General features: G+C 67.6%; 21 protein-coding genes. 9 read left to right on the top strand and 12 right to left on the bottom strand.

Translation table 11 applies throughout. The annotated features are described in order from the left end of the window. Window positions 1-18: 18 nt before the first annotated feature. From ACTDI4_RS16925 to ACTDI4_RS16900, 6 genes are all read right to left on the bottom strand, one after another. Window positions 19-636: a TetR/AcrR family transcriptional regulator gene (locus ACTDI4_RS16925; RefSeq protein ID WP_442842253.1), complete on the bottom strand. Its 618-nt coding sequence runs from the start codon at window positions 634-636 to the stop codon at window positions 19-21. 241 nt (window positions 637-877) lie between these two features. Further along, window positions 878-2008, bottom strand: coding sequence for a substrate-binding domain-containing protein (locus ACTDI4_RS16920; protein ID WP_442842252.1), 1131 nt, complete (start codon window positions 2006-2008; stop codon window positions 878-880). Window positions 2009-2070: 62 nt separating this feature from the next. Continuing rightward, window positions 2071-3057 (bottom strand): ABC transporter permease, encoded by a 987-nt coding sequence (locus ACTDI4_RS16915; protein ID WP_442842251.1) that lies wholly within the window; start codon window positions 3055-3057, stop codon window positions 2071-2073. Beyond that, entirely contained in the window at window positions 3054-4034 is a 981-nt protein-coding gene (locus tag ACTDI4_RS16910; protein ID WP_442842250.1) for an ABC transporter permease, read from the bottom strand. Before ACTDI4_RS16910 ends, ACTDI4_RS16915 begins: the two co-directional genes overlap by 4 nt. Beyond that, entirely contained in the window at window positions 4031-5548 is a 1518-nt protein-coding gene (locus tag ACTDI4_RS16905) for a sugar ABC transporter ATP-binding protein (RefSeq protein ID WP_442842249.1), read from the bottom strand. The genes ACTDI4_RS16910 and ACTDI4_RS16905 overlap by 4 nt, the downstream gene beginning before the upstream one ends. Continuing rightward, window positions 5545-6429, bottom strand: a complete 885-nt coding sequence (locus tag ACTDI4_RS16900) for a sugar phosphate isomerase/epimerase family protein (protein ID WP_442842248.1) — start codon at window positions 6427-6429, stop codon at window positions 5545-5547. The genes ACTDI4_RS16905 and ACTDI4_RS16900 overlap by 4 nt, the downstream gene beginning before the upstream one ends. Window positions 6430-6553: 124 nt before the next feature. On the opposite strand from ACTDI4_RS16900, the gene ACTDI4_RS16895 reads away from it, so the two are divergent. Both ACTDI4_RS16895 and ACTDI4_RS16890 read left to right on the top strand, forming a co-directional pair. Continuing rightward, complete coding sequence (locus ACTDI4_RS16895; protein WP_442842247.1) at window positions 6554-7594, top strand: AraC family transcriptional regulator; 1041 nt, start codon at window positions 6554-6556, stop codon at window positions 7592-7594. 72 nt (window positions 7595-7666) lie between these two features. After that, complete coding sequence (locus ACTDI4_RS16890) at window positions 7667-8179, top strand: DUF2478 domain-containing protein (protein WP_442842246.1); 513 nt, start codon at window positions 7667-7669, stop codon at window positions 8177-8179. 46 nt (window positions 8180-8225) lie between these two features. Here ACTDI4_RS16890 and ACTDI4_RS16885 read toward each other — a convergent pair whose 3' ends face one another. Together ACTDI4_RS16885 and ACTDI4_RS16880 are read right to left on the bottom strand one after the other, a co-directional pair. Continuing rightward, on the bottom strand, window positions 8226-9191 hold the full coding sequence (locus ACTDI4_RS16885; protein ID WP_442842245.1) for a methionyl-tRNA formyltransferase: 966 nt from the start codon (window positions 9189-9191) through the stop codon (window positions 8226-8228). A gap of 121 nt (window positions 9192-9312) precedes the next feature. Continuing rightward, entirely contained in the window at window positions 9313-10800 is a 1488-nt protein-coding gene (locus tag ACTDI4_RS16880) for an aldehyde dehydrogenase family protein (RefSeq protein ID WP_442842244.1), read from the bottom strand. 206 nt (window positions 10801-11006) lie between these two features. On the opposite strand from ACTDI4_RS16880, the gene ACTDI4_RS16875 reads away from it, so the two are divergent. From ACTDI4_RS16875 to ACTDI4_RS16860, 4 genes are all read left to right on the top strand, one after another. Next, window positions 11007-12083, top strand: a complete 1077-nt coding sequence (locus ACTDI4_RS16875; protein ID WP_442842243.1) for a substrate-binding domain-containing protein — start codon at window positions 11007-11009, stop codon at window positions 12081-12083. A 184-nt stretch (window positions 12084-12267) separates the two neighbouring features. Then, complete coding sequence (locus ACTDI4_RS16870) at window positions 12268-12522, top strand: DUF2249 domain-containing protein (protein ID WP_442842242.1); 255 nt, start codon at window positions 12268-12270, stop codon at window positions 12520-12522. Window positions 12523-12592: 70 nt separating this feature from the next. Continuing rightward, a complete protein-coding gene (locus tag ACTDI4_RS16865; protein WP_442842241.1) occupies window positions 12593-12850 on the top strand; it encodes a hypothetical protein in 258 nt (85 codons plus the stop codon). 34 nt (window positions 12851-12884) lie between these two features. Beyond that, window positions 12885-13172 carry a DUF6522 family protein gene (locus tag ACTDI4_RS16860; protein WP_442842240.1) on the top strand — a complete coding sequence of 96 codons (288 nt, stop codon included), beginning with the start codon at window positions 12885-12887 and terminating at the stop codon, window positions 13170-13172. Window positions 13173-13188: 16 nt separating this feature from the next. On the opposite strand, the gene ACTDI4_RS16855 is transcribed toward ACTDI4_RS16860, so the two are convergent. Then, a complete protein-coding gene (locus ACTDI4_RS16855; protein ID WP_442842239.1) occupies window positions 13189-14109 on the bottom strand; it encodes an NAD(P)-dependent oxidoreductase in 921 nt (306 codons plus the stop codon). A 147-nt stretch (window positions 14110-14256) separates the two neighbouring features. On the opposite strand from ACTDI4_RS16855, the gene ACTDI4_RS16850 reads away from it, so the two are divergent. Further along, window positions 14257-15012, top strand: a complete 756-nt coding sequence (locus ACTDI4_RS16850; RefSeq protein WP_442842238.1) for a FadR/GntR family transcriptional regulator — start codon at window positions 14257-14259, stop codon at window positions 15010-15012. 32 nt (window positions 15013-15044) lie between these two features. Further along, window positions 15045-16589 carry an alkaline phosphatase family protein gene (locus ACTDI4_RS16845; RefSeq protein WP_442842237.1) on the top strand — a complete coding sequence of 515 codons (1545 nt, stop codon included), beginning with the start codon at window positions 15045-15047 and terminating at the stop codon, window positions 16587-16589. Window positions 16590-16612: 23 nt separating this feature from the next. Here ACTDI4_RS16845 and ACTDI4_RS16840 read toward each other — a convergent pair whose 3' ends face one another. Further along, entirely contained in the window at window positions 16613-16909 is a 297-nt protein-coding gene (locus ACTDI4_RS16840) for a DUF3175 domain-containing protein (RefSeq protein ID WP_442842236.1), read from the bottom strand. A 156-nt stretch (window positions 16910-17065) separates the two neighbouring features. On the opposite strand from ACTDI4_RS16840, the gene ACTDI4_RS16835 reads away from it, so the two are divergent. Continuing rightward, window positions 17066-18295: an MFS transporter gene (locus ACTDI4_RS16835; RefSeq protein ID WP_442842235.1), complete on the top strand. Its 1230-nt coding sequence runs from the start codon at window positions 17066-17068 to the stop codon at window positions 18293-18295. Window positions 18296-18314: 19 nt separating this feature from the next. Here the strand turns inward: ACTDI4_RS16835 and ACTDI4_RS16830 are convergent, their stop codons facing one another. Then, window positions 18315-18821, bottom strand: coding sequence for an RrF2 family transcriptional regulator (locus tag ACTDI4_RS16830; RefSeq protein ID WP_442842234.1), 507 nt, complete (start codon window positions 18819-18821; stop codon window positions 18315-18317). 324 nt (window positions 18822-19145) lie between these two features. After that, window positions 19146-20132: a sulfate ABC transporter substrate-binding protein gene (locus ACTDI4_RS16825; protein ID WP_442842233.1), complete on the bottom strand. Its 987-nt coding sequence runs from the start codon at window positions 20130-20132 to the stop codon at window positions 19146-19148. Window positions 20133-20162 lie beyond the last annotated feature (30 nt).

Below are 20162 nucleotides of genomic sequence, written 5' to 3'. Positions count from 1 at the left end.
TCGAAAACATGGGTGGGGCTATGAAGCGCCTCGGCGCGGCGGCGGCGTTGCGGACGCGTGAGGAGCCGCTGCTCCGGGTTCGCGCGCAAGGACGTCGTATCTGGCGGAAATGATTGTCGTTAACGTCTGAAGATGGCGCTCGAAATAGGCTTCCTCCTTATGGAAAAGCCGCTCGAGACTCAGCCCGCGGATCGCAATTAACGTGAATTCCAGAAGCTCGAAGATTTCTTTCTTCCGAGTCCCCATTTCCACATGGCTTTCCAGCCACCGGTACCGAATTTCACGAATTGCATCCATGCGCCCGGAAACGGCCTGCGGCCGGGCGGCAGCCTCCGTCCGCGTCCCGATCAAAATCTCCCAGATCGCCCAGTATTCCGGATCTCCGTACACGCTCCAGAAATAGCGAACGAGTTCCGGCACGTTCAGCTTGCCGTTCGTGGCGAGATGGTCTTGTCGCGTGAAGTCTTGCAGGACGTTCTCGGCCAGATGGTCGTAGACCGTGAAGAGCAATTCGAATTTCGTCGGAAAATGGTGGTGAAGAGCGCCGGTCGTCACACCGGCCTCCTTGGCGATCGCCGCAGTGGTGACGCCTGCAAAACCGATCTTGTGAAGCAGGGTTACTGCCGCCGTGATCAACTGAACGCGCGTTTCCGCGCTTCGGTCGGCCTGGGTGCGTCTGGAGGTTGGCGCCGAGTGGGTCATCCGCCAACATAGATACATATTGGTCGGAATGTAAATGGGGTTGATGCAAGGAAGGATCGATGCTGCATCCGGGAGGGAATGCAGGCCGGTGGTCACACCCGCCGAAAGGATCGTGCGTTGCCGGTGATGCCGGCCGGGGCGGGCGCGGGTGCGTCCGCCCCTTGGCCTCAATTCGTCACTTCTTGCCGCCCCAGCGCTCCGGATAACCGGGCAGCTCCTGGCAGCCGCACAGGCTGTAGTGCAGCGGCGGCATGCTCTCGTCGACATAGTCGGCCAGCGTGTCCTGGGTGATGGCCGGCTGCGGCAGCACCCATTCCGGCCCGGGCACGGACTTGCCGTCGAGAACGTCGAGCGCGCCGATGATGGCGGTGCGCCACTGGTAGGTCGGATAGGACGGGCCGATGGCCGTCAGTTTCTCCTTCTGCCACTTGCGCAGGAAGTCCTGCTGGTCCTCGCCGCTGATGACGGGGTAGGGCAGGCCGGCATCCTCGAAGGCTTCCAGCGCCACGGTCGCGGTGTCGCCGGCGTCCATCCACACGGCGTCGATCTTGTCGCCGCGGTTGATGTAATCCTCCACCACCGCCTTGGTCTTGGCGCGGTCGCTGCCGGTGAACTCGGATCCGATGACGTTCAGCCCGGCCTCGTCGAAGATGTTCTTGGCGGCCGAGTAGCGCGTCTCCAGCACGTCGACGCCCGGCATGATGCGCAGCGCCAGCACGTTGTCGCCCTTCTTCAGCTTGCTGGCGATGAACTCGCCCGAGGTGATGCCGAAGCCGTAGCCGCCCACCGGGTGGATGTAGGTGACGGGGCACTGCGTGTTGACGCCACGGTCGAAGACGATGACCGGCAGCTTGGCGCAGGCGGCCTCGACAGCCGGCGTCAGCGCGGCCGTGGTGTTGGGCGACACGATCAGCGCATCGCACTTGCCGCCGTTGACCATCGCCTCGATGTCGGAGATCTGCTTGTCGTCCTTGCCCTCGGCGTCGACGACGATCAGCTCCTTGATGCGGTCCTTGTGCAGTTCGGCCTCGGCCTGCAGATTGTTGAGGCCGACCACGCGCCAGGGATTGAAGACGCCGGCATTGGAGAAGCACAGCGTCACCGGGCCGTCCTTCTTGTACTTGGCCGCGTCGACCATGGCGTCGCCCAGATGCTGGGCCCAGGGCTGGCCCTCGGGGCCCTTCGGGGTCATGGAAAGCTGTTCGCGCTGCTTCTGGAATTCGGCCGGGTCGTTGAATTCCTGCGCCAGGGCGGCACCGGCGAAGGTGGATGCCAGCAAGGCGGCGGCCATCAGTTTCAACTTCATCGTCTCTACTCCTCCAATATGCCGGCATGCCGGCGATGCTGCTTGTCGGTTCCTGCAAGCAATCAGGTTCGGCGGCGGTCGCGCCACGCGCTGGCGCCCACCGCAGCGATCAGGATCAGCCCCTGTATGCTGTCGCGCAGCGCCTGCGGCAGGCCGGCCAGGTTGAGCAGCGTGAACAGGGCGAACAGGCTGAGCGCCCCGAACAGCGCGCTCCAGATGGTGCCGCGCCCGCCGAGTAGTTGCGCGCCGCCGACCACGCAGGCGGCGATGGCCTGCAATTCCAGTCCGCGCCCCGCATTGACGGAGACGCCGGAGAAGCCGCCGATCAGGATGCCGGCGGTGACGGCGGCCAGCGCCGAGACCGTGAAGGCGGCGACGCGGGTGGCGGCCACCGGCACGCCGGCCAGTTCGGCCGCGCGCGGATTGTCGCCCACGGCCAGCGCCCGCTTGCCGAAGACGGTGCCGTCGAGCCCCCACCATGCCAGCGCGGCGAAGCCCGCCAGCACCAGCACGGCGAGCGGCAAGGTGCCGATCAGCCATATGTCGCGCAGCACCAGCCGGCCGAGATTGCGGAAATTGTCCGGCAGGTCGCCGCGCGCGGCGCCGCCCGACCACGCCAGCGCCAGCCCGTTGACCCACAGCATCGTGCCCAGCGTGGCGATGATGGAGGGCACCTTCAGGCAGGCGACCACCAGACCGTTGAAGAGGCCGATGCCGAGGCCCATGGCATAGAGCAGGCCGATCGTGGTCCAGGTCATGTCCGGATCGCCATTGATCAGGATCGAGGCGGCCAGCACCACGAGCGTCACCACCGCGCCGACCGACAGGTCGAAGCCCCCGGTCAGGATCACGTAGAGCTGCCCGGCGGCGAGGATGGCCAGGGGGGCGGCGCGCCGCAGGAAGTTCATGAACAGGCCGGCTTCCAGGTAGTTCGGCTGCAGGAAGGCGATGGCCGCATAGAAGGCGACGAAGACGACGATGCCGATATTGAGCCTGTGCCAGGCGGGCGCGAAACGGCGGGGGGTGCGGGCCTGCGGGATCGTGCTCATGCCACGTGCCCCTTCTGCCGCACGGCATGGACGGCCACGGCCGCGATGACGATGGCGCCGCGCAGGACCTGCTTCAGGAAAGCGTCGACGCCGATCATGTTGAAGGAGGCGTCCAGCGCGGCGAACAGCAGCACGCCGGCGAGCGTGCCGCCCACCCCGCCCTTGCCGCCGGCGAGAATCGTGCCGCCGATCACAGTGACGGCGATGGATTCAAGGTCGTAGATGCCGTCGCGGCCGATCCACGGCGTGCCCGATTGCAGGCGGGCGGCGAGATAGAGCCCCGCCACGCCGGCAAACAGGCTGGACAGGACATGGGCATAGACCACGAAGCGCTCGGTGCGGATGCCGGCGAGGCGCGCGCCGTCGGGATTGCCGCCGACCGCGTAAAGCCGCGCGCCGAAGACCGTGCGCGACAGCGCCAGCGACGCCGCCGCGGCCAATGCGGCCAGAAGCAGCAGCGCGAAGGGAATGCCGAAGAGCCCGCCATAGGCGAAGACCTGGAACTGCGGCGCCACCGAGCCCTTGAGATAGGTGAAGGCGGCGGCCAGCACCCCCTGCACGATCAGGCCCGTGCCCAGCGTCACGATCAGCGGATTGACGCCGAGATAGGCCACCAGCGCGCCGTTGACGAGGCCGACGAGGGCGCAGCCGGCAAGGCAGGCCACGATGGCCGGCGCGATCATCGCCGGGTCGCCCTGCATGATGAAGGAGGCCGAAACGGCGACGGCGCTGACCAGGGCGGCCACCGACAGGTCGATGGAGGCGACGAGGATGACGAAGGTCTGCCCGAGCGCCACGAAGCCCAGCGCCACCATGCGCTGCAGCAGGCCGACGATGCCGTCGAAGCCGAGCTGGCTGGCGGCCCCGGTGGCAAGGGCGGCCGCCACGTAGATCGTCGCCGAGAGGATGACGAGTACGCCCGCCACCGAAAGGCGCAGCGGCCGGCGGGTGGGTGTCGTTGCGGCGTTTGCGCTCATGCCGCCCGCCTGTCCGCGCCGCCCTGCATGCCGAGCTGCAGGGCCATCACCGCTTCCTCGCTTGCGCCGCGCGGCAGTTCGCCGGCGATGCGGCCCTGGTGCATGACCAGGATGCGGTCGGAAATGCCGATCAGCTCGGGCATGTCGGAGGAGACGACGACGATGCCGCGCCCCTCGTCGGCAGCCGCGCGCATGGTGCGGTAGATCGCTGCCTTGGCGGCGATGTCGATGCCGCGCGTCGGCTCCACGAAGACGAGGATGTCGCTGGCCTGCTCCAACCAGCGGGTGATGATCGCCTTCTGCTGGTTGCCGCCCGACAGCGCCCCGATCGGCTGGCCGAAATCGGCGGCGCGCACGTCCATGGCGCGCAGGCTGGCGTCGATGCTCGCGTCGGAATATTTGCCGCGGCGCGGCCGCTCGAAGAAGGCCGCCATGGCGCGCAGCGTCAGAAGCGCGTTGTCGCGCACCGACTGGCGCGGCAGAAGCCCCTCGCGCTTGCGGTCGCCCGGCAGGTAGCCGATGCCGCGCGCGATCGCCTGATGCGGCGAGACGATGGACTGCTTCGTGCCCTTCACCTCGATGGAGCCGGACAGGAACGGCCGGTCGCCGATCACGGCCTGCGCAAGCTGGGCCTTGCCCGAATCCTCCAGCCCCGCCACGCCGACGATCTCGCCGGCGCGGATTTCCAGGTTAATGCCATGCAGAAGCGCATTGGCGCCGCCGGCGACGGAAAGCAGCACTTTGCCGGGTTCGGCGGTCCGCGGCGCGGGATAAAAATCCTTGAGGTCGCGGCCTACCATGGCGCGCACGATGTCGCCGACCTCAAGGCCTTCGCGCTGCCGCGTCCACACCTTGCGGCCGTCCTTCAGCACGCTCACCCGGTCGGCGATGGCCATCACCTCGGGCATGCGGTGGGAGATGTAGACGATGGCCACGCCCTCGTCCTTCAGGCCGCGCACCAGCGCCAGCAGCGCCTGCGCGTCGCGCTCGTCCAGCGCGGCTGTCGGCTCGTCCATGACCAGCACGCGGGCGTCCATCAAAAGCGCCTTGGCGATCTCCACAAGCTGCTGCTGGGCGATGGAAAGCTCGGAGACCTGGAGGTCCGGGTCGATGGCGGCGCCGAGGCGCTCCAGCAGAGCCGCGCTGCGGGCACGCATGCGGCGCCGGTCCAGCAGGCCGCGCCTTGCGATCTCGTGGCCCATGAAGATGTTTTCGGCCACGCTGCGATAGGGCAGGAGCGACAATTCCTGGTGAATGATGGAAATGCCGGCCCGCTGCGCCTCGACCGGATGAAGGAAGCGCACCGCCTTGCCGGCCAGGCGCACCTCGCCCGCATCGGCCCGGTAGCTGCCGCCCAGGACCTTCATCAGCGTGGATTTGCCGGCGCCGTTCTCGCCGCAGATGGCGTGGACCTCGCCGGCGCGGCAGTCGAAATCCACATGGTCGAGCGCCAGGATGCCCGGAAAGGCCTTGGCGATGCCGCTCATCTCCAGCATCGGCGGGGTCCCGCTCATGCCGGCACCTCGCGGCCGGCCCCGAGGACCCGCTCGCCGGCCGCCTGCCATTCGCGGCGCACGAAGGCGGCGCTCTCGGCAAACAGCACGTCGATGTCGTCGAACAGGTCGCGCCACACGCGCGTGGCCCCCGCCAGTTCAGGCAGTGCGCGGCTGAAGGATTCGATCGTCAGCCAGCCGTCGTAGCCGCAGCGGCGCAGCGCGTCGAAATGCGCGGCGAAGGGCACATGGCCGGTGCCGGGAATGCCCCGGTCGTTTTCCGAGACGTGGAAATGGTTGATCTCGCGATGGTGGCGCTCATAGGTCGCCGGCGGGTCCTTTTCCTCGATATTGGCGTGGAAGGTGTCGAACATGTAGCCGTAATTGGGGTGATTCACCTTGCGCCAGATCTCCGAGGCCGCGTGGATGGTCGACATCAGATAGCATTCGAAGCGGTTGACCGCCTCCGCCGAGACTATGACGCCGGCTTGTTGCGCATAGTCGGCCAGCGCGCGCATGGCCTCCACGCAGCGCTGCTTCTCCTGCACGGTGGGGCCGAAGCCGGTGAAGACGCCGACCGGCGAATGCAGCGGGCCGGCGATGATCTCTCCGCCCATGGCGTGGGTGCAGTCCACGATCCAGCGGTGATGGTCGCGGGCGCGGGCACGCACGGCGGCATCTTCGCTCACCGGGTTGGCCTGGGGCGTGGCCACGGCCGCCGCCCCGGCCACCAGGCCGATGTCGGCCAGCACCCTGCCCAACGCCCGGTAGCGCTCCACCGTGCCGCCGAACACCGGCACCTCGACCGCGTCATAGCCGAGCGCCTTCAGCCTTTCGAGCTGGGGGGCGTGGCCCGCGTCTATGTCCGCGCCGAGCACGAGCAGGTTGAATGCAAGCTTCAAGCGTTCCTCCCGGTTCGACCGCCGAGACGACAATGCCAGACTTGACTAAGCCGCGCTTGCATCTCACGCTACTGGTAAATTTCTTAAGTCGGCCGGCCGGCCGGCCGGGCGGGAGGAAAGCCTGATGAACGAGCACACGATGCGGCAATTGCAGCACCACAGGCCGTCCGTGTTCCGGCAGCCGGATTCCATGATGTATGCCGACAATTGCCGCGAGTTGCAGGCCGCCGCGGCGCGCGGCGAGGTGGAACTGCATGCCTGGACGCGCGGCAGCTACCCCGGCACCTCGCTGGGAGACAGGCTGCCCGGCATCCGCACGGTCGGCTTCTGGGACGCGCGCCACCGGCAGGATTGGGGGCTGGGCCGGCATTGCAACGAAGGCTTCAAGATCGCCTATCTGGCGCGCGGCAGCCTCAATCTGGTGGTCGACGACCGCACCTACGAGCTGGCGCAGGGGCAGTTCATCGTCATCCGCCCCTGGCAGCTCCATTCCATCGGCGATCCGGCCGTGGATGCCAGCAGGCTCTTGTGGGTGATACTCGACGGCGGCCTGCGCCGCCCCAGCGAGCCGTGCAACTGGCCCGACTGGCTGGTGTTCTCGCGCGAGGAGGCCGACACGCTGTCGCGGCTGCTGACCCAGAACAACCAGCCGGTCTGGGACGCCGGCGCCGACCTTGCCCGCGCCTTCGAGGCACTGGCGCCGATCCTGCTCGGGCGCACCCCGCAGGAGGGCGAGACCCGGCTGAAAGTGGCGCTCAACACCATCATGCTGAGCCTGATCGAGCGCATGGCCGCGCAGGCGCCGAAGCTCGACCCGGATCTTTCGACCTCGCAGCACACCGTCGCCATCTTCCTGCGGCGGCTGGCGTTTGCGCTGGACGAGGACTGGACGCTGGACGCCATGGCCGAGGAGTGCGGCCTTTCGCGCACCCGCTTCTCCGAACATTGCCAGCGGCTGACCAACATGACGCCGAAGCAATATCTCCAGCACCTGCGGCTGGAGGAGGCGGCGCGCCAGCTCAACGGCTCGGGGCTGAGAAGCATCACCGACATCGCACTTGCCTGCGGCTTCTCCTCCAGCCAGTATTTCTCCAACGCCTACCGCAAGCGCTACGGCTGCGCGCCCATCGCCACCCGCCGCCGCGCCGCCGATGGCCGGAGCTAGGGTCAGGACCCCAGGCCGAATGCGCCATTTTTCGTCGGCCGGCGTCGCTTTTCGTGCTATCAATGGGCCGTCATGGCCGGATCGGGCAAAATAGCCGTCATCGCCAATCGCGAAGGGCAGGATTCCCAGGCGCTTCTTGCCGAGGCGGCGGCCGGCTGGCGCGCGGCGGGTGCAAGGGTCGCGGGTGTCCTGGCCGAGGACAGCGAGGCCGAAGGGACGTGCAGCGCCGGCTTCCTGCGCGACATCGCATCGGGCAGGAAATTCTCCATCCATCTCGACATGGCCCCGGCCGGCACCACATGCCATCTCGATGCCGCCGGGCTGGACGATGCCTGCCGGGGGCTGCTTTCACAGATCGCTTCGGCCGACGTCGTGCTGTTCAGCAAGTTCGGCAAGATGGAGGCGGCGCGGCAGGGCCTGTGGGCGGCGTTCACGGCTGCCGCTGCCGCCGGCAAGCCGCTGCTGACGACGGTTTCGTCCAGGCATGTCGACGCCTGGACCGCGTTTGCGCCCGCAGCGGCGTGGCTGGCGCCGGATGGCCGCTCGATCGAGCAATGGTGGCGCACGGCGCAGCTACGCGGCTGAGCGGATCTTTTGCACCGGATCGGGCCAGCGTCCGGCGCAGGTGCGATCAGCCGGCCGCTGCCGCTAGGTTCTTTTCCGCCTCGGATTCCAGCCGGTCGCCGACCGCAAGTCCGTGCGACCTGGCGAAGGTCGCGGCCGAAAGCTTCTGTCCGGCCTCGGTGCGTACCCTGCCGATCTCGATCGTGCCGCCCTGCACGGCGATGCTGAGGGTCTCCTCGCCGACCGCGGCGATCGTACCCGGCTTGCCGGCCACGTCGCCGAAGCGCCGAACCGGGTGCTTGCGGCTTTCGAACAGCCGTAGCTTCTGGCCGCCCACGGTCGTCCACGCACCGGGCGCGGGGTCGCAGCCGCGGACCAGGTCGTGGACAAAGTCGAGATGCGCGTTCCAGTTGATCCTGGCTTCCGCATCGCGGCACCAGCCTTCGTAGGAAGCTTCGTCCTCGTCCTGCACGGTCTCGGTGTGGCGCCCGGCGACCACGAGGTCCGCGGCTTCCAGCATGGCCTCGACGCCGAGCGGGAACAGGTGGTCGAAATAGACCGTGCCCAGCGTGTCGTCGGGGCCGATGGCGACGCGCTTCTGCAGGATCACCGGCCCCTCGTCCAGCCCGTCGGTGGGGCGGAAGATGGTCAGCCCGGTTTCGGTCTCGCCCTTGATGACGGGCCAGTTGATCGAGCTTGGGCCGCGATATTTCGGCAGCAGGGAAGGGTGGTACTGGATGGTGCCGTGCTTCGGGATGTTGACGAAGGCCTGCGGCGCGAACTGCAGCACATAGGCCATCACCGCCAGATCGACGTCGAGCGCGCGCAGGGCGCCTTCGGCTGCCGGGCTCTTAAGGTTGGGGAGCTGGAACAGCCGCAGCCCCCGCTCCTCGGCGGCCAGGCGCAGCGGGTCGGGGCGGGCGCCCGGCTTCTCGGGCGCGCAGAACACGCCCGCCACCTCGTCGCCGCGCGCCAGGAACGCCTCCAGGACGCTCTTGCCGAATGCCTGCTGGCCGATGATTGCGATGCGCATGCTGCCTCCTCGATTTCGGGCAAAGACCTTCCCTGTCCCGCGCGCGGCAGGCGGCGGGCCGGTCGGTGTCGGTGGATGGAAGCGCCGGCTGCGGCCTTGGCCGGGCGGCCGGCGCGGGGTGTCAGCGTCCCGTGTTGATCCAGACGGCCTTGGGCTCGGTGAAATTGTCGATGGCCGCATCGCCATGCTCGCGGCCGAAGCCGGAATCGCGCGCGCCGCCCCAGGGCAGGCGGATGTCCGTCGGGCCATAGGTGTTGACCCAGACGGTGCCGGCCTTCAGTCGCCTGGTGAAGCGATGGGCGCGGCCAATGTCGCCGGTCCACACGCCGGCCGCCAGGCTGTAGGCCGTGCCGTTGGCGATGCAAAGTGCATCCTCCTCGTCCTTGAACGGGATGACGGCGGCCACCGGGCCGAAAATCTCTTCCTGCGAGATGCGCATCTCGTGGCGCACGCCGGCAAAGACGGTAGGCTCCACGAAATAGCCGGCCGCGCCGTGCCGCGTGCCGCCGGTGACGACGGAGGCACCCTCCTTGCGGCCGATGTCGATATAGTTCAGCACGCGCTCCATCTGCACTTCGGAGACCAGCGGCCCCATCGCGGTGGAGGTGTCCTGCGGGTCGCCGATGCGGATCGACTGCGCGCGCGCCGCAAGCCGCTCGACCACCGCGTCATGGATGCTTTCATGCACCAGGATGCGCGAACCGGCCGAACAGACCTGCCCGGTGTTGAAGAAGATGCCGGAGCCGGCCGCCTTCACCGCCATGTCGACGTCGGCGTCGGGGAAGACGATGTTGGCCGACTTGCCGCCCAGTTCCAGCGTCACGCGCTTGAGGTTGCCGGCGGCGCCGCGCAGGATCTGGCGGCCGACGGCCGGCGAGCCGGTGAAGGTGACCTTGTCGACGTCGGGGTGGTCGACCAGCGCCTGGCCGGCGACCTTGCCGAAGCCGGGCACGACGTTGAGCACGCCCGCGGGCAGGCCGGCTTCCAGCGCCAGCTCGCCGATCTTCAGCGCGGTGAGGGGCGTCAGCTCGGCCGGCTTCAGCACCACCGCGCAGCCGCAGGCCAGCGCCGGCGCGATCTTCCACATGCCGATCATCAGCGGGAAGTTCCACGGGATGATGGCGCCGACCACGCCGAGCGGCTCGCGCACCGTGTAGGTGAGCGCGTCGGGGCGGGCCGGGATGACCTGGCCGTTTATCTTGTCGGCCATGCCGGCATAGTAGGTCAGCGTGTCGAGCACCGCCGGCAGGTCCTGGCGGCGGATGGCCGAGACCGGCTTGCCGGAATCGAGACTTTCCAACTGCACAAGCTCGTCCTCGTCGCGGCGGATCAGGTCGGCCAGCTTGAGCAGCAGCGCGCCGCGCTCGCTGGCCTTCATATGGCTCCAGGCGCCCTCGAAGGCGGCGCGGGACGAGCGCACCGCGGCATCCACGTCCTCCGCGCCCGCCTCCGCCACCTTGGCCAGAACCTCGCCCGTGGCCGGATTGAGCGTCTCGAAGCAGCGGCCCGAGGCGGCGGCCACGCGGTGGCCGTCTATCAGCAGCCTGTGGGTGTCGTCGGCAATCCTGTTCAGCACGTCTCGATCCCGATAATATGAAGTGTTGTTCATATCTCATGCCAATGATCGCGACATGCACGGTCGGCTATGAGATGGAAGGGATCGTAGTCTCCTTGTAAAACCTTGGGAATATGAAATTTCCTGCCTATAAGGCGGCGGAAATATATGAACGGCGCAGCCTAAGTCGATTATTCGAGATATGATGTCGAGATCATATCTGGCCGAGCGGCGCGGACGAGGAAAACCGGGGAGGCAGCATGATCCAGATCGAGATCGAGCCGGTGTGGCGCTTCAAGCGGCGCGAGGATGCGCGCTCGCTGCGCATCATGCTCGACTTCCTCGCCGAGATCCGGGCGACCGGCAAGATCGCCGCCGCCGCGGACCGGGCCGAGGTTTCCTACCGGCATGCCTGGAACCTGATCGAGAAATGGTCGGAGTTCTTCGACATGCCGCTGGTGGTGCGGCGGCAGGGCAGCGGCACCAGCCTGACCCCCTTCGGCGAGAAGCTGGTCTGGGCGGGCCAGCGGCTGGAGGCGCGGCTGAGGCCGTTCCTGCAGAACCTGTCACAGGAACTGGAGACCGAGATCAACCAGATGTTGCCGCACGGGCCGCTGGTGCTGCGGGTGCATGCCAGCCACGGCTTCGCCGTTCCCCGGCTGCGCGAACTGCTTGCCCGCGAGCCCGACATCGACGTCGATTTCCGCTACGTCACCAACCAGAATTCCCTGGTGTCGCTGGTGCATGACGGCTGCGACCTCGCCGGCATGCACCTGCCGCAGGGGGAATCGCGCAAGCGCGCCATCGCCGCCAGCAAGGGCTGGCTCACGCCCGGCATCCATCGCGTCATCGGCTTCGTCACGCGCGAGGTCGGGCTGATGGTGGCGCGCGGCAACCCCCTCGGCATCACCGCGATCGAGCATCTGCTCGACCCGAAGGTCCGGTTCGTCAACCGCGATCCGGATTCGGGCACGCGGCAACTGTTCGAGCACCTGCTTGCCCAGCACCAGCTCGACGGCACCCGCATCAACGGCTACGAGCAGATCGAGCACACCCATGCCGCGGTGGCCGCCTATGTGGCCTCGGGCATGGCCGACGCTGCCTTCGGGGTGGAGGCGGCGGCCCGGCAGTTCGACCTGGATTTCGTGCGGCTGCTCACCGAGGACTATTTCTTCGTCTGCCGCAAGGACATCCTCGAGATGGACGCGGTCAAGCGCGTGCTGAAGGTCATGCGCAGCGAGGAATTCTACGCCGCCATCTCGCAGGTGCCCGGCTATCGGGTGAAGGACGCCGGCGTCATCAAGACCATAGGCGAGGTGTTCCGCAGATCGCAATAATCGGTCGGGGGCTTTCGTGCGGGCGCCCTGGCCGGGGAGTTTCGGCCGCAAAAGATGCATTGACAATGTATCTTTTGCGGCGGAATATCGCGCCCGCACCGCAGCGCATCCGCCTTGCGGTCGCGGCAAGGTTGCGGGTTTGCCGCCGCCGGCCGCCCACCAAAATAGCCGAAGGAGCAGTTCAATGGCGCAGACCGAAGCAAGCGCGAACGAAGTCGATGTCCGCAGCCTGGTGCCGGCGCAGAGGCATCAGAAGATCTTCCAGCTCGTCGATCAGCTCGCGCCCGGCGGGTCGTTCGTTCTCGTCAACGACCATGACCCCAAGCCGCTCTACTATCAGCTCGAGGCTGAATATCCGAAACAGTTCTCCTGGACCTATCTCGAAAGGGGGCCGGCCGTCTGGCGTGTCGAGATCGGGCGCCAGTTGCAGGCGGCCTGAACGGCACGCCGCGCCGCCGCCCGCTGCCGACCGGCGGGCGGTGCAAGCCGCGAACCGAAGGAGAAATCAGGTGAACGAAGCCGGAGCCGATCGCATCGACGGCGCCATGGCCGCCACGCTGGGCGAGGGGCCGAACCCGCTCGCAGAGCTGGCCGACCTGCTGGTCTCCAGCCTCGAGGCACTGGCGCGGGCAGGGCAGGCCGACGCCGCCTGCTGCATGGCCGGGCGCGCCTGCGCCGTGCTGCGCACGACCGATGCCGGGCAATGGCGCAAGTTCAACGTGCTGCTGCACCGGGTCGGCAGGCTGGCGGGGCCGGTCGGCACATGAAGCGTGGCCAGCGCAAATGGCAGGGCAGGGGCCGATGAAGGTCGAGATCAACGAAGGCGACATGGTCGTGGACGCTGTGCTGCTCGGCAAGCTGCTGGACATCGCCCCGCACGAGGTGCCTGCGCTGCTGCGGGCCCAGAAGATCACCTCGCTGTGCGAGCGCGGCATCGAGGGCCACGCTGGCGAATACCGGCTGAGCTTCTTCTACGGCAGCCGGCGCGCGCGGCTCAGCGTCGACGAGGCGGGCAACGTCCTGCGGCGCTCGGTCATCGATTTCGGCGATGCCGCCATGCCGCGCCAGTTGCACCGGCCCGGCACCTGATCGCGGCGGAAGCCGATCAGTCCTTCTTCGGCTTCGGGGCAAGGTCGACGCCGTTGATGCGGCCGACATAAGTTGGCAGCATGGGCACATATTCCTCCGTGCCGGCGGTCACGGCGCCCAGGAAGGAATTCTTGGCTGCGTTGCCGAGCGGGTTGGCCACACCGGCGTTGTTTGCCATCGATTCCAGATAGGTGAGGTCCTTGAGGCCGTTGGCCAGGGTGAATTTGTGGGCGTCGCGGTCGCCTTCCAGCACCCAGCGCATGAAGGTCTGGTAGAAGCCGCAATCCATGCGGCTGCCGCGGATGACGCTGTCGAAGCGCCGGGGCGGGATGCCGACCTTGGCCGACAGCGCCAGCGCCTCGGAATAGAGCGCGGCATAGCCGAGCGACAGGAAATTGTTCAAAAGCTTCATGCGGTGGCCGTCGCCGGTCGTGCCGATATGCGTGATGCGGCCGGCCCAGGTCTCCAGCACCGGCTTCAGCCTGGCGAAGACCGCGTCGGAGGCGCCCACCATGGTGTCCAGCGTGCCTTCCCAGGCCTCCTTCGGCGTGCGGCCGAGCGGCGCGTCCGCGTAGTCGATGCCCAGCGGCGCAAGTTCCGCCGCCAGCGCCGTGGTGGAGGTCGGGTCGGCAGTCGAGCAGTCGACCACCACGGAGCCCTTCTTCAGCCCTTCCTTCAGCCCGTTCTTGCCGCGCACGATCTCTTCGACCTGGCGCGAGCCGGTGACGCAAAGGAAGACGATGGTGGAGCGCTCGGCAAGCTCGCGCGCGGTCGCGGCTTCCGTGGCGCCGCGTTTCAGCATGTCTTCGGCCGGCGCGCGGTTGCGATGGGCAAGGAAAGTCAGGGCGTAGCCCTTTTCCACTATGTTCCGGGCCATGCCGTGGCCCATGAAACCGAGCCCGATGAAGCCGATCCGTTCGTTCGCTTTCGCAGTCATTTTCCGCCGTTCCCTTGCTGTGGGGAACAGGAACGATAGGCCTTTCGCGCCCGAAAGTCTGCGTCGTCTTTGGCGCGGCTTTCCGGCGCGGCTTGACATGCCCCGCCGGCACGGACTTCTTGGTCGTCGCGACAGGAAGAGGACGAGATGGGCGAAGGCAAGCCGAAAAAGCCTGAAAGATCTGCCGCAGCGCTGGCCGGGCGGGGCAATGGCGCCAGCGTGCATGCCTCGCTGGCCAATGAGATCGGGCTGCGGATCGTGCGCGGCGACTATGCGCCCGGCGCGGTGCTGCCCAACGAGGCCAAATGGGCCGAGACCTTCAATGTCAGCCGCTCCGCCGTGCGCGAGGCGATCAAGATGCTGATGGCCAAGAGCCTGCTGGCCTCGCGGCCCAAGGTGGGCAGCCGGGTCGAGCCGCGCGAGCGCTGGAACCTGCTCGACCGCGACGTGCTTGCCTGGTACGCGACCTCGCCCGACCGGGTGACCTTCCTAAAGACCGTTCAGGAGTTCCGCCACATCATCGAGCCGGAAGCCTCGGCCTTCGCGGCCCTGCGGCGCACCGAAGCCCAGATGGAAGAGATCAGCGCCGCCTGCCGGCAGATGAAGGAGGCCGAGACCCTGCAGGCGCGCACCGAGGCCGACACGCGCTTCCACCTCGCCATATTGCGGGCTGCCGGCAACGATCTTCTGGTGCCGCTGGGCGTCTTGATCGAGCAGGCGTTCAACCATCTGTTCATGCATGTGACACGCAAGGGCGACGACCTCGACCAGGCGATGAAGCTGCATGAGGCGATCGAACGCAACATCCGCCTGCGGCGGCCCGAGGCGGCGCGCAACGCCGTGCGCAAGCTTCTGGCCGCCACCGACAAGGTGGTCGGCCGCGCCCCGGACGACGCCGGCTGACCATGCCTCCAAGGACCCGACGGGAAGGAACCATGCGGCCTAACGTGCTCTTCATCTGCGCCGACCAGTGGCGCGGCGACTGCCTCTCGGCGCTCGGGCATCCCAATGTGCGCACGCCCAACCTCGACGCGCTGGCGGCCGACGGCGTGCTGTTCAAGAACCATTTCGGCCAGTGCACGCCTTGCGGGCCCTCGCGCACCAGCCTGCTCACCGGGCTCTATCTGATGAACCACCGCTCGGGCCGCAACGGCACGCCGCTGGACGCCCGCCACACCAACGTCGCGCTGGAGGCGCGCAAGGCCGGTTACAAGCCGGCGCTGTTCGGCTACACCGATACCAGCATGGACCCGCGCGGGCGCGACCCGGACGACCCGGTGCTGACCGGCTACGACAAGGGCGTCATGCCCGGCTTCGTCACGCCGCTGCATCTGCCGGACGACATGGGGCCGTGGGTGGCCGACCTCGTGGCCCGGGGCTACGATCTGCCCGCCGGCCGCGACGACGCCTTCCGCCCGCGGCCCGGCTTCGCCCGGCCGGCGGATCGCGGCTTCCGCTACGTGCCCACGATCTTCCCGGCCGAACTGAGCGAGACGGCTTTCCTCGCCGACCGTTTTCTCGAATGGCTTGCCGTGCGGCAAGACAGGCCGTGGTTCGCGCATCTGGTGTTCTATCGCCCGCATCCGCCGCTGATCGCGCCCGAACCCTACAACGCGCTGGTCGATCCGGCCGACGTGGCCCTGCCGGTGCGCGCGGCCACGCCGGAGGCCGAAAGAAGCCAGCATCCGCTTCTGGCCTACGAGCTGGAAAGGATCAGCGAGCCGGGCCTTTACGACGAGCACAGCCCGCTCGACCCGGTTTCGGCAAACGAACTGGAGATCCGCCAGATGCGCGCGGCCTATTACGGGCTGATCGCCGAGGTGGACCATCATGTCGGCCGCGTCGTCGAGCATCTGAAGCGCACGGGCGAATACGGGCGCACGCTGATCGTGGTCACCAGCGACCATGCCGAGATGCTGGGCGGGCACCATGTCTGGGGCAAGGAGATCTATTTCGATCCGGCCTTCCACCTGCCGCTGGTGATCCGCGACCCGCGCCCCGAGGCCGAGGCCGCGCGCGGCACTCGCGTCGACGCTTTCACCGAGGCGGTGGACATCATGCCGACAATCCTCGACTGGCTGGGGCACGCCGTGCCGCGCGCCTGCGACGGTCGCTCGCTGCTGCCGCTTCTGGAGGGCGGGGTGCCCGCCGGCTGGCGCGAGGCCGTGTTCTTCGAGCACGATTTCCGCACCGTCGCCACGCAAAGGGCCGAACAGGCGCTCGGCATTTCCTCCGACCAGTGCAGCTACGCCGCGATCCGCGACCGGCACTACAAATATGTCCACTTCGCCGCGTTGCCGCCGCTGCTGTTCGACATCGCCGCCGATCCGCACGAGACGGAGAATCTCGCCGGCCGGCCGGAAATGGCGGCCACGATCGCCGCCTATGCGCAGAAGATGCTGAGCTGGCGGCTGGAGCATGCCGAGCGCACGCTGACCAACATGCAACTCACTCCGGCCGGGGTGGTCTCGCGGCCATAGAGGCCGGCGCCGGACGGGAATCCTCAGTCCTTCCTGTCGCGGCCGAAGGCGGCGCGCAGTTCCTCCTTGGCGTCCTCGAGCACCTTCCGCTGCTTTTCGGGCAGGTTCTTGCCGGCGCGGTTGATGTAGAAGTTCAGCATCGACATCGCCGACTGGAACGGCTCGGCCTTGCGCCGCTCGCTGTGCTCGGCCGAGTGCTTGAGCGAGGCGGCGATCTTCTTGGGATCATGCGATTCGAAGATGTGCTCCTCGACGTCGAGGGCGTCGCTGTGCTCGGTCACGTCCTGCGACCATTTCTTCCCGTGCTGTCGTGTAGCCATGACGGCCTCCTATCGGGTTTCGACGTCAATGGCCGGCCGCGCTTCCGGTTCCCGTGCTGGACCCACGTTCGACCCGCCATGGTTCTGCCCGCATCCGCCGAAGCGGGACGATAATGCGCACCAAGCGGATCGGCCGCACAGACCGGAGCGGTGGTGGTGAACTTGCAATTTCTGGCGGACGACGCGGCGCTTCTGGACAGCGGCTACGCGTGGCGGCGGCTCGCCATCTCGGTGGTGTACGGCACCATCGGCGGGGTCGGCATGTGGGCCGTGGTGATGGTGCTGCCGGCCGTGCAGGCCGAATTCGGCGTCGACCGCGCCAACGCGTCGCTGCCCTATACGGCGACGATGGTGGGTTTCTGCATCGGCAACGTGCTGGTTGGCCGCGCCATCGACCGTTTCGGCTACTGGTTGCCGGCGCTGATGTCCTCGATCGCGCTGGCGGCGGGGTTCCTGCTCGGCGCCGTGGCCGGCTCCATCCTGCAATTCACGCTGGTGCAGGGCCTGCTGATCGGGCTAGGGACCTCGGCTACCTTCGGCCCGCTCATCGCCGACGTCTCGCACTGGTTCGACCGCCGGCGGGGCCTGGCGGTGACGATCGGTGCCTCCGGGAGCTACATAGCCGGGGCGATCTGGCCGGCCGTCATGTCCCCGATGATGGAGGCCGGGGGCTGGCGCTTCACCTATGCTGTGATCGGCGTCGTCTGTCTGGTCACCATGGTGCCGCTGGTGCTGATGCTGCGCCGGCCGTCGCCGCGGACGGTATCGGCCAGCGGGGCGGGCCAGCGGTCGGCGCGGCCCATTGCGCTGTCGCCGGCCGCGCTGCAGGCGCTGCTGGTCGTGGCCGGCCTGAGTTGCTGCGTGGCCATGTCCATGCCGCAGGTGCATATCGTGGCTTACTGCATGGACCTCGGCTATGGCGTGGCGCGCGGGGCCGACATGATGTCCATCATGCTTGCGGCGGGCGTGGTCAGCCGCATCGGCTCCGGCTTCCTGGCCGACCGTATCGGGGCGGTGAACACGCTGCTGCTCGGCTCCGCGCTGCAATGCCTGTCGCTGGCGCTCTACATCCCCTTCGACGGGCTGGCTTCCCTCTATGTCGTGTCGCTGGTGTTCGGCCTGTCGCAGGGTGGCATCGTGCCCTGCTACGCCATCATCGTGCGCGACTACATGCCGGCCGCCGAGGCCGGCCAGCGCGTCGGTATGGTGATGATGGCGACGGTCGCGGGCATGGCGATCGGCGGCTGGATGTCGGGCTGGATCTACGACGCCACCGGCTCCTACGCCGCCGCCTTCCTGAACGGCATCGCCTGGAACCTGCTCAATCTCGCTGCGATCGGGGTGCTGTTCTGGCAGTCCCGCCGGCTGACGCCGGCCGCGGCCTGAGCCGGACCCGGCCTGCCGCTCAAACCTGCAGGTCCGCCCCAGCCTCGGCGCCTGGAGGATCGGCGGCGGCATCGGCGATCGGGTCGGCTTCCAGATGGGCGGGCAGGCCAAGGCCGCCGGCATCGCGCATGGCGGCGAGGCTGCGCCCGTCCAGCACCTCGGCGATGGCGTGGCGGACCTCCAGCATCATGCGGCGCACCTCGCAGGTGGCCTCGTCGCAGTCTTCGCAGCGCCGGTAGCGCGTCTGGCTGGCGCAGGGGACCGGCGCCAGCGGGCCGTCCAGTACGCGCACCACCTGGCCGATCGCGATCTCGGACGCCGGCCGGGCGAGCCGGTAGCCGCCGTCCTTGCCCTTGCGGCTTTCCACGAAGCCGGCATTGCGCAGTTCGCCCAGTATGGCGTCGAGGAATTTCTTGGGAATGTTGTTGGCGACGGCGATGTCGCCCACGAAGGCGAGCCGGCCCGCCGGCATGCGCGACAGGTGCACGAGCGCCTTGAGGCCGTATTTGCCTTTCCTGGTGAGCATGCCGGACAATTCAAACCAAAACGCGTCAAACCAAAACGCGGCCTTCGGAGGACGGTGCCGTCCTAGAGCATGTTGCAGCCAAGTGGAATCACTTGGCGTCGCATACATGCGGCAAAATCAACTAGATAGACCATGATGTCGTCCGAAAACCGCTTCACACTTTTCGGCATCATGGTCTAGTGCGCCGGACACGATAGAGCCCGGCGCTGTGCCAGACAACACGAAAGCCATTTATTTTCCGTAGCTTCCGTGTCGCCTTCAAGCCGCCCGGAGGCAGGGGCCGGGCGCAGCCGGCCCTTAGGGCGGGCGCGGTTGCGGCTTGCCTCAGCGGTCGCCGTAGACCTGATCGAGCAGGCCGCCGTCGGCGAAATGCTCGGCCTGCACCTTCTCCCAGCCGCCGAACACGTCCTCCACCGTCACCAGCCGCACCGGCGGGAACTTGTCCTTGAACGCCTCGGCCACCTGCTCGTCGCGCACGCGCATTCCGTTCTCGGCCTCGATCTTCTGGCCCTCGGGCGTGTAGAGGAAGTCGAGATAGTTCTTGGCAAGCGCGCGGGTGCCGTGCTCCTCGGCCACCTTTTCGACGACCGCCACGGGGAATTCCGCGAGCAGGCTGACCGAGGGGACCACCTGCTCGTAGTCGTCGGTGCCATATTCGCGGGCAATGCCCTGCGTCTCCGCCTCGAAGGTGATCAGCACGTCGCCGATGCCGCGCTCGGCGAAGGTGGTGGTGGCCGCGCGCCCGCCGGTGTCGAACACCGGCACGTTGGCGAAGATCTTGCCGACGAACTCCTTCACCTTGGCCTCGTCGCCGTTGAACTTCTCAAGGGCGTAGGCGCTGGCGGCCAGATAGGTGTAGCGGGCATTGCCCGAGGTCTTGGGGTTGGGGAAGATGACCTGGACGTCGTCGCGGGCGAGGTCGTCCCAGTCCTTGATGTTCTTGGGATTGCCGGCGCGCACCAGGAAGGAAGGCAGCGAATAGAAGGGCGAGGCGTTGTGCGGGAACTCCTGCTGCCAGGTGGTCGGCACGTAGCCGTTCCTCACCAGGAAATCGACGTCGGGAACCTGGTTGAAGGTGACGACGTCGGCGCCCAGGCCGTCGACGATGGAGCGAGCCAGCTTGGAGGTACCGGCATGCGACTGGTCGATGGTCACGCCGGGATGCTGTTCGACGAAGGCCTTGTTGATCTGCACGAACAGTTCGCGCCCGACATCATAGGAGGCGTTGAGCAGCTTGTCGGCGGCGTTGGCCGAGGCGGTTGCCAGCAGCAATCCGGCAAGGGCCGCGCCGGCGAGGATGAGGCGTTTCATGAAAGCTCCATGAGGAAGAAGAGGACCACA

The sequence above is a fragment of the Mesorhizobium sp. PUT5 genome, assembly GCF_052216645.1.
Lineage (GTDB): Bacteria > Pseudomonadota > Alphaproteobacteria > Rhizobiales > Rhizobiaceae > Mesorhizobium.
This window is presented reverse-complemented; position numbering and strand designations above follow the sequence as displayed.

What these genes read in the sequence shown, in the direction of transcription:
- ACTDI4_RS16885 (WP_442842245.1), bottom strand. Translation starts at nt 9,191, where the DNA reads ATGCGCATCGCAATCATCGGCCAGCAGGCATTCGGCAAGAGCGTCCTG.
- ACTDI4_RS16915 (WP_442842251.1), bottom strand. Translation starts at nt 3,057, where the DNA reads ATGAGCACGATCCCGCAGGCCCGCACCCCCCGCCGTTTCGCGCCCGCC.
- ACTDI4_RS16890 (WP_442842246.1), top strand. Translation starts at nt 7,667, where the DNA reads ATGGCCGGATCGGGCAAAATAGCCGTCATCGCCAATCGCGAAGGGCAG.
- ACTDI4_RS16910 (WP_442842250.1), bottom strand. Translation starts at nt 4,034, where the DNA reads ATGAGCGCAAACGCCGCAACGACACCCACCCGCCGGCCGCTGCGCCTT.
- ACTDI4_RS16920 (WP_442842252.1), bottom strand. Translation starts at nt 2,008, where the DNA reads ATGAAGTTGAAACTGATGGCCGCCGCCTTGCTGGCATCCACCTTCGCC.
- ACTDI4_RS16860 (WP_442842240.1), top strand. Translation starts at nt 12,885, where the DNA reads ATGAAGGTCGAGATCAACGAAGGCGACATGGTCGTGGACGCTGTGCTG.
- ACTDI4_RS16880 (WP_442842244.1), bottom strand. Translation starts at nt 10,800, where the DNA reads ATGAACAACACTTCATATTATCGGGATCGAGACGTGCTGAACAGGATT.
- ACTDI4_RS16850 (WP_442842238.1), top strand. Translation starts at nt 14,257, where the DNA reads ATGGGCGAAGGCAAGCCGAAAAAGCCTGAAAGATCTGCCGCAGCGCTG.
- ACTDI4_RS16895 (WP_442842247.1), top strand. Translation starts at nt 6,554, where the DNA reads ATGAACGAGCACACGATGCGGCAATTGCAGCACCACAGGCCGTCCGTG.
- ACTDI4_RS16870 (WP_442842242.1), top strand. Translation starts at nt 12,268, where the DNA reads ATGGCGCAGACCGAAGCAAGCGCGAACGAAGTCGATGTCCGCAGCCTG.
- ACTDI4_RS16845 (WP_442842237.1), top strand. Translation starts at nt 15,045, where the DNA reads ATGCGGCCTAACGTGCTCTTCATCTGCGCCGACCAGTGGCGCGGCGAC.
- ACTDI4_RS16855 (WP_442842239.1), bottom strand. Translation starts at nt 14,109, where the DNA reads ATGACTGCGAAAGCGAACGAACGGATCGGCTTCATCGGGCTCGGTTTC.
- ACTDI4_RS16830 (WP_442842234.1), bottom strand. Translation starts at nt 18,821, where the DNA reads ATGCTCACCAGGAAAGGCAAATACGGCCTCAAGGCGCTCGTGCACCTG.
- ACTDI4_RS16875 (WP_442842243.1), top strand. Translation starts at nt 11,007, where the DNA reads ATGATCCAGATCGAGATCGAGCCGGTGTGGCGCTTCAAGCGGCGCGAG.
- ACTDI4_RS16825 (WP_442842233.1), bottom strand. Translation starts at nt 20,132, where the DNA reads ATGAAACGCCTCATCCTCGCCGGCGCGGCCCTTGCCGGATTGCTGCTG.
- ACTDI4_RS16840 (WP_442842236.1), bottom strand. Translation starts at nt 16,909, where the DNA reads ATGGCTACACGACAGCACGGGAAGAAATGGTCGCAGGACGTGACCGAG.
- ACTDI4_RS16905 (WP_442842249.1), bottom strand. Translation starts at nt 5,548, where the DNA reads ATGAGCGGGACCCCGCCGATGCTGGAGATGAGCGGCATCGCCAAGGCC.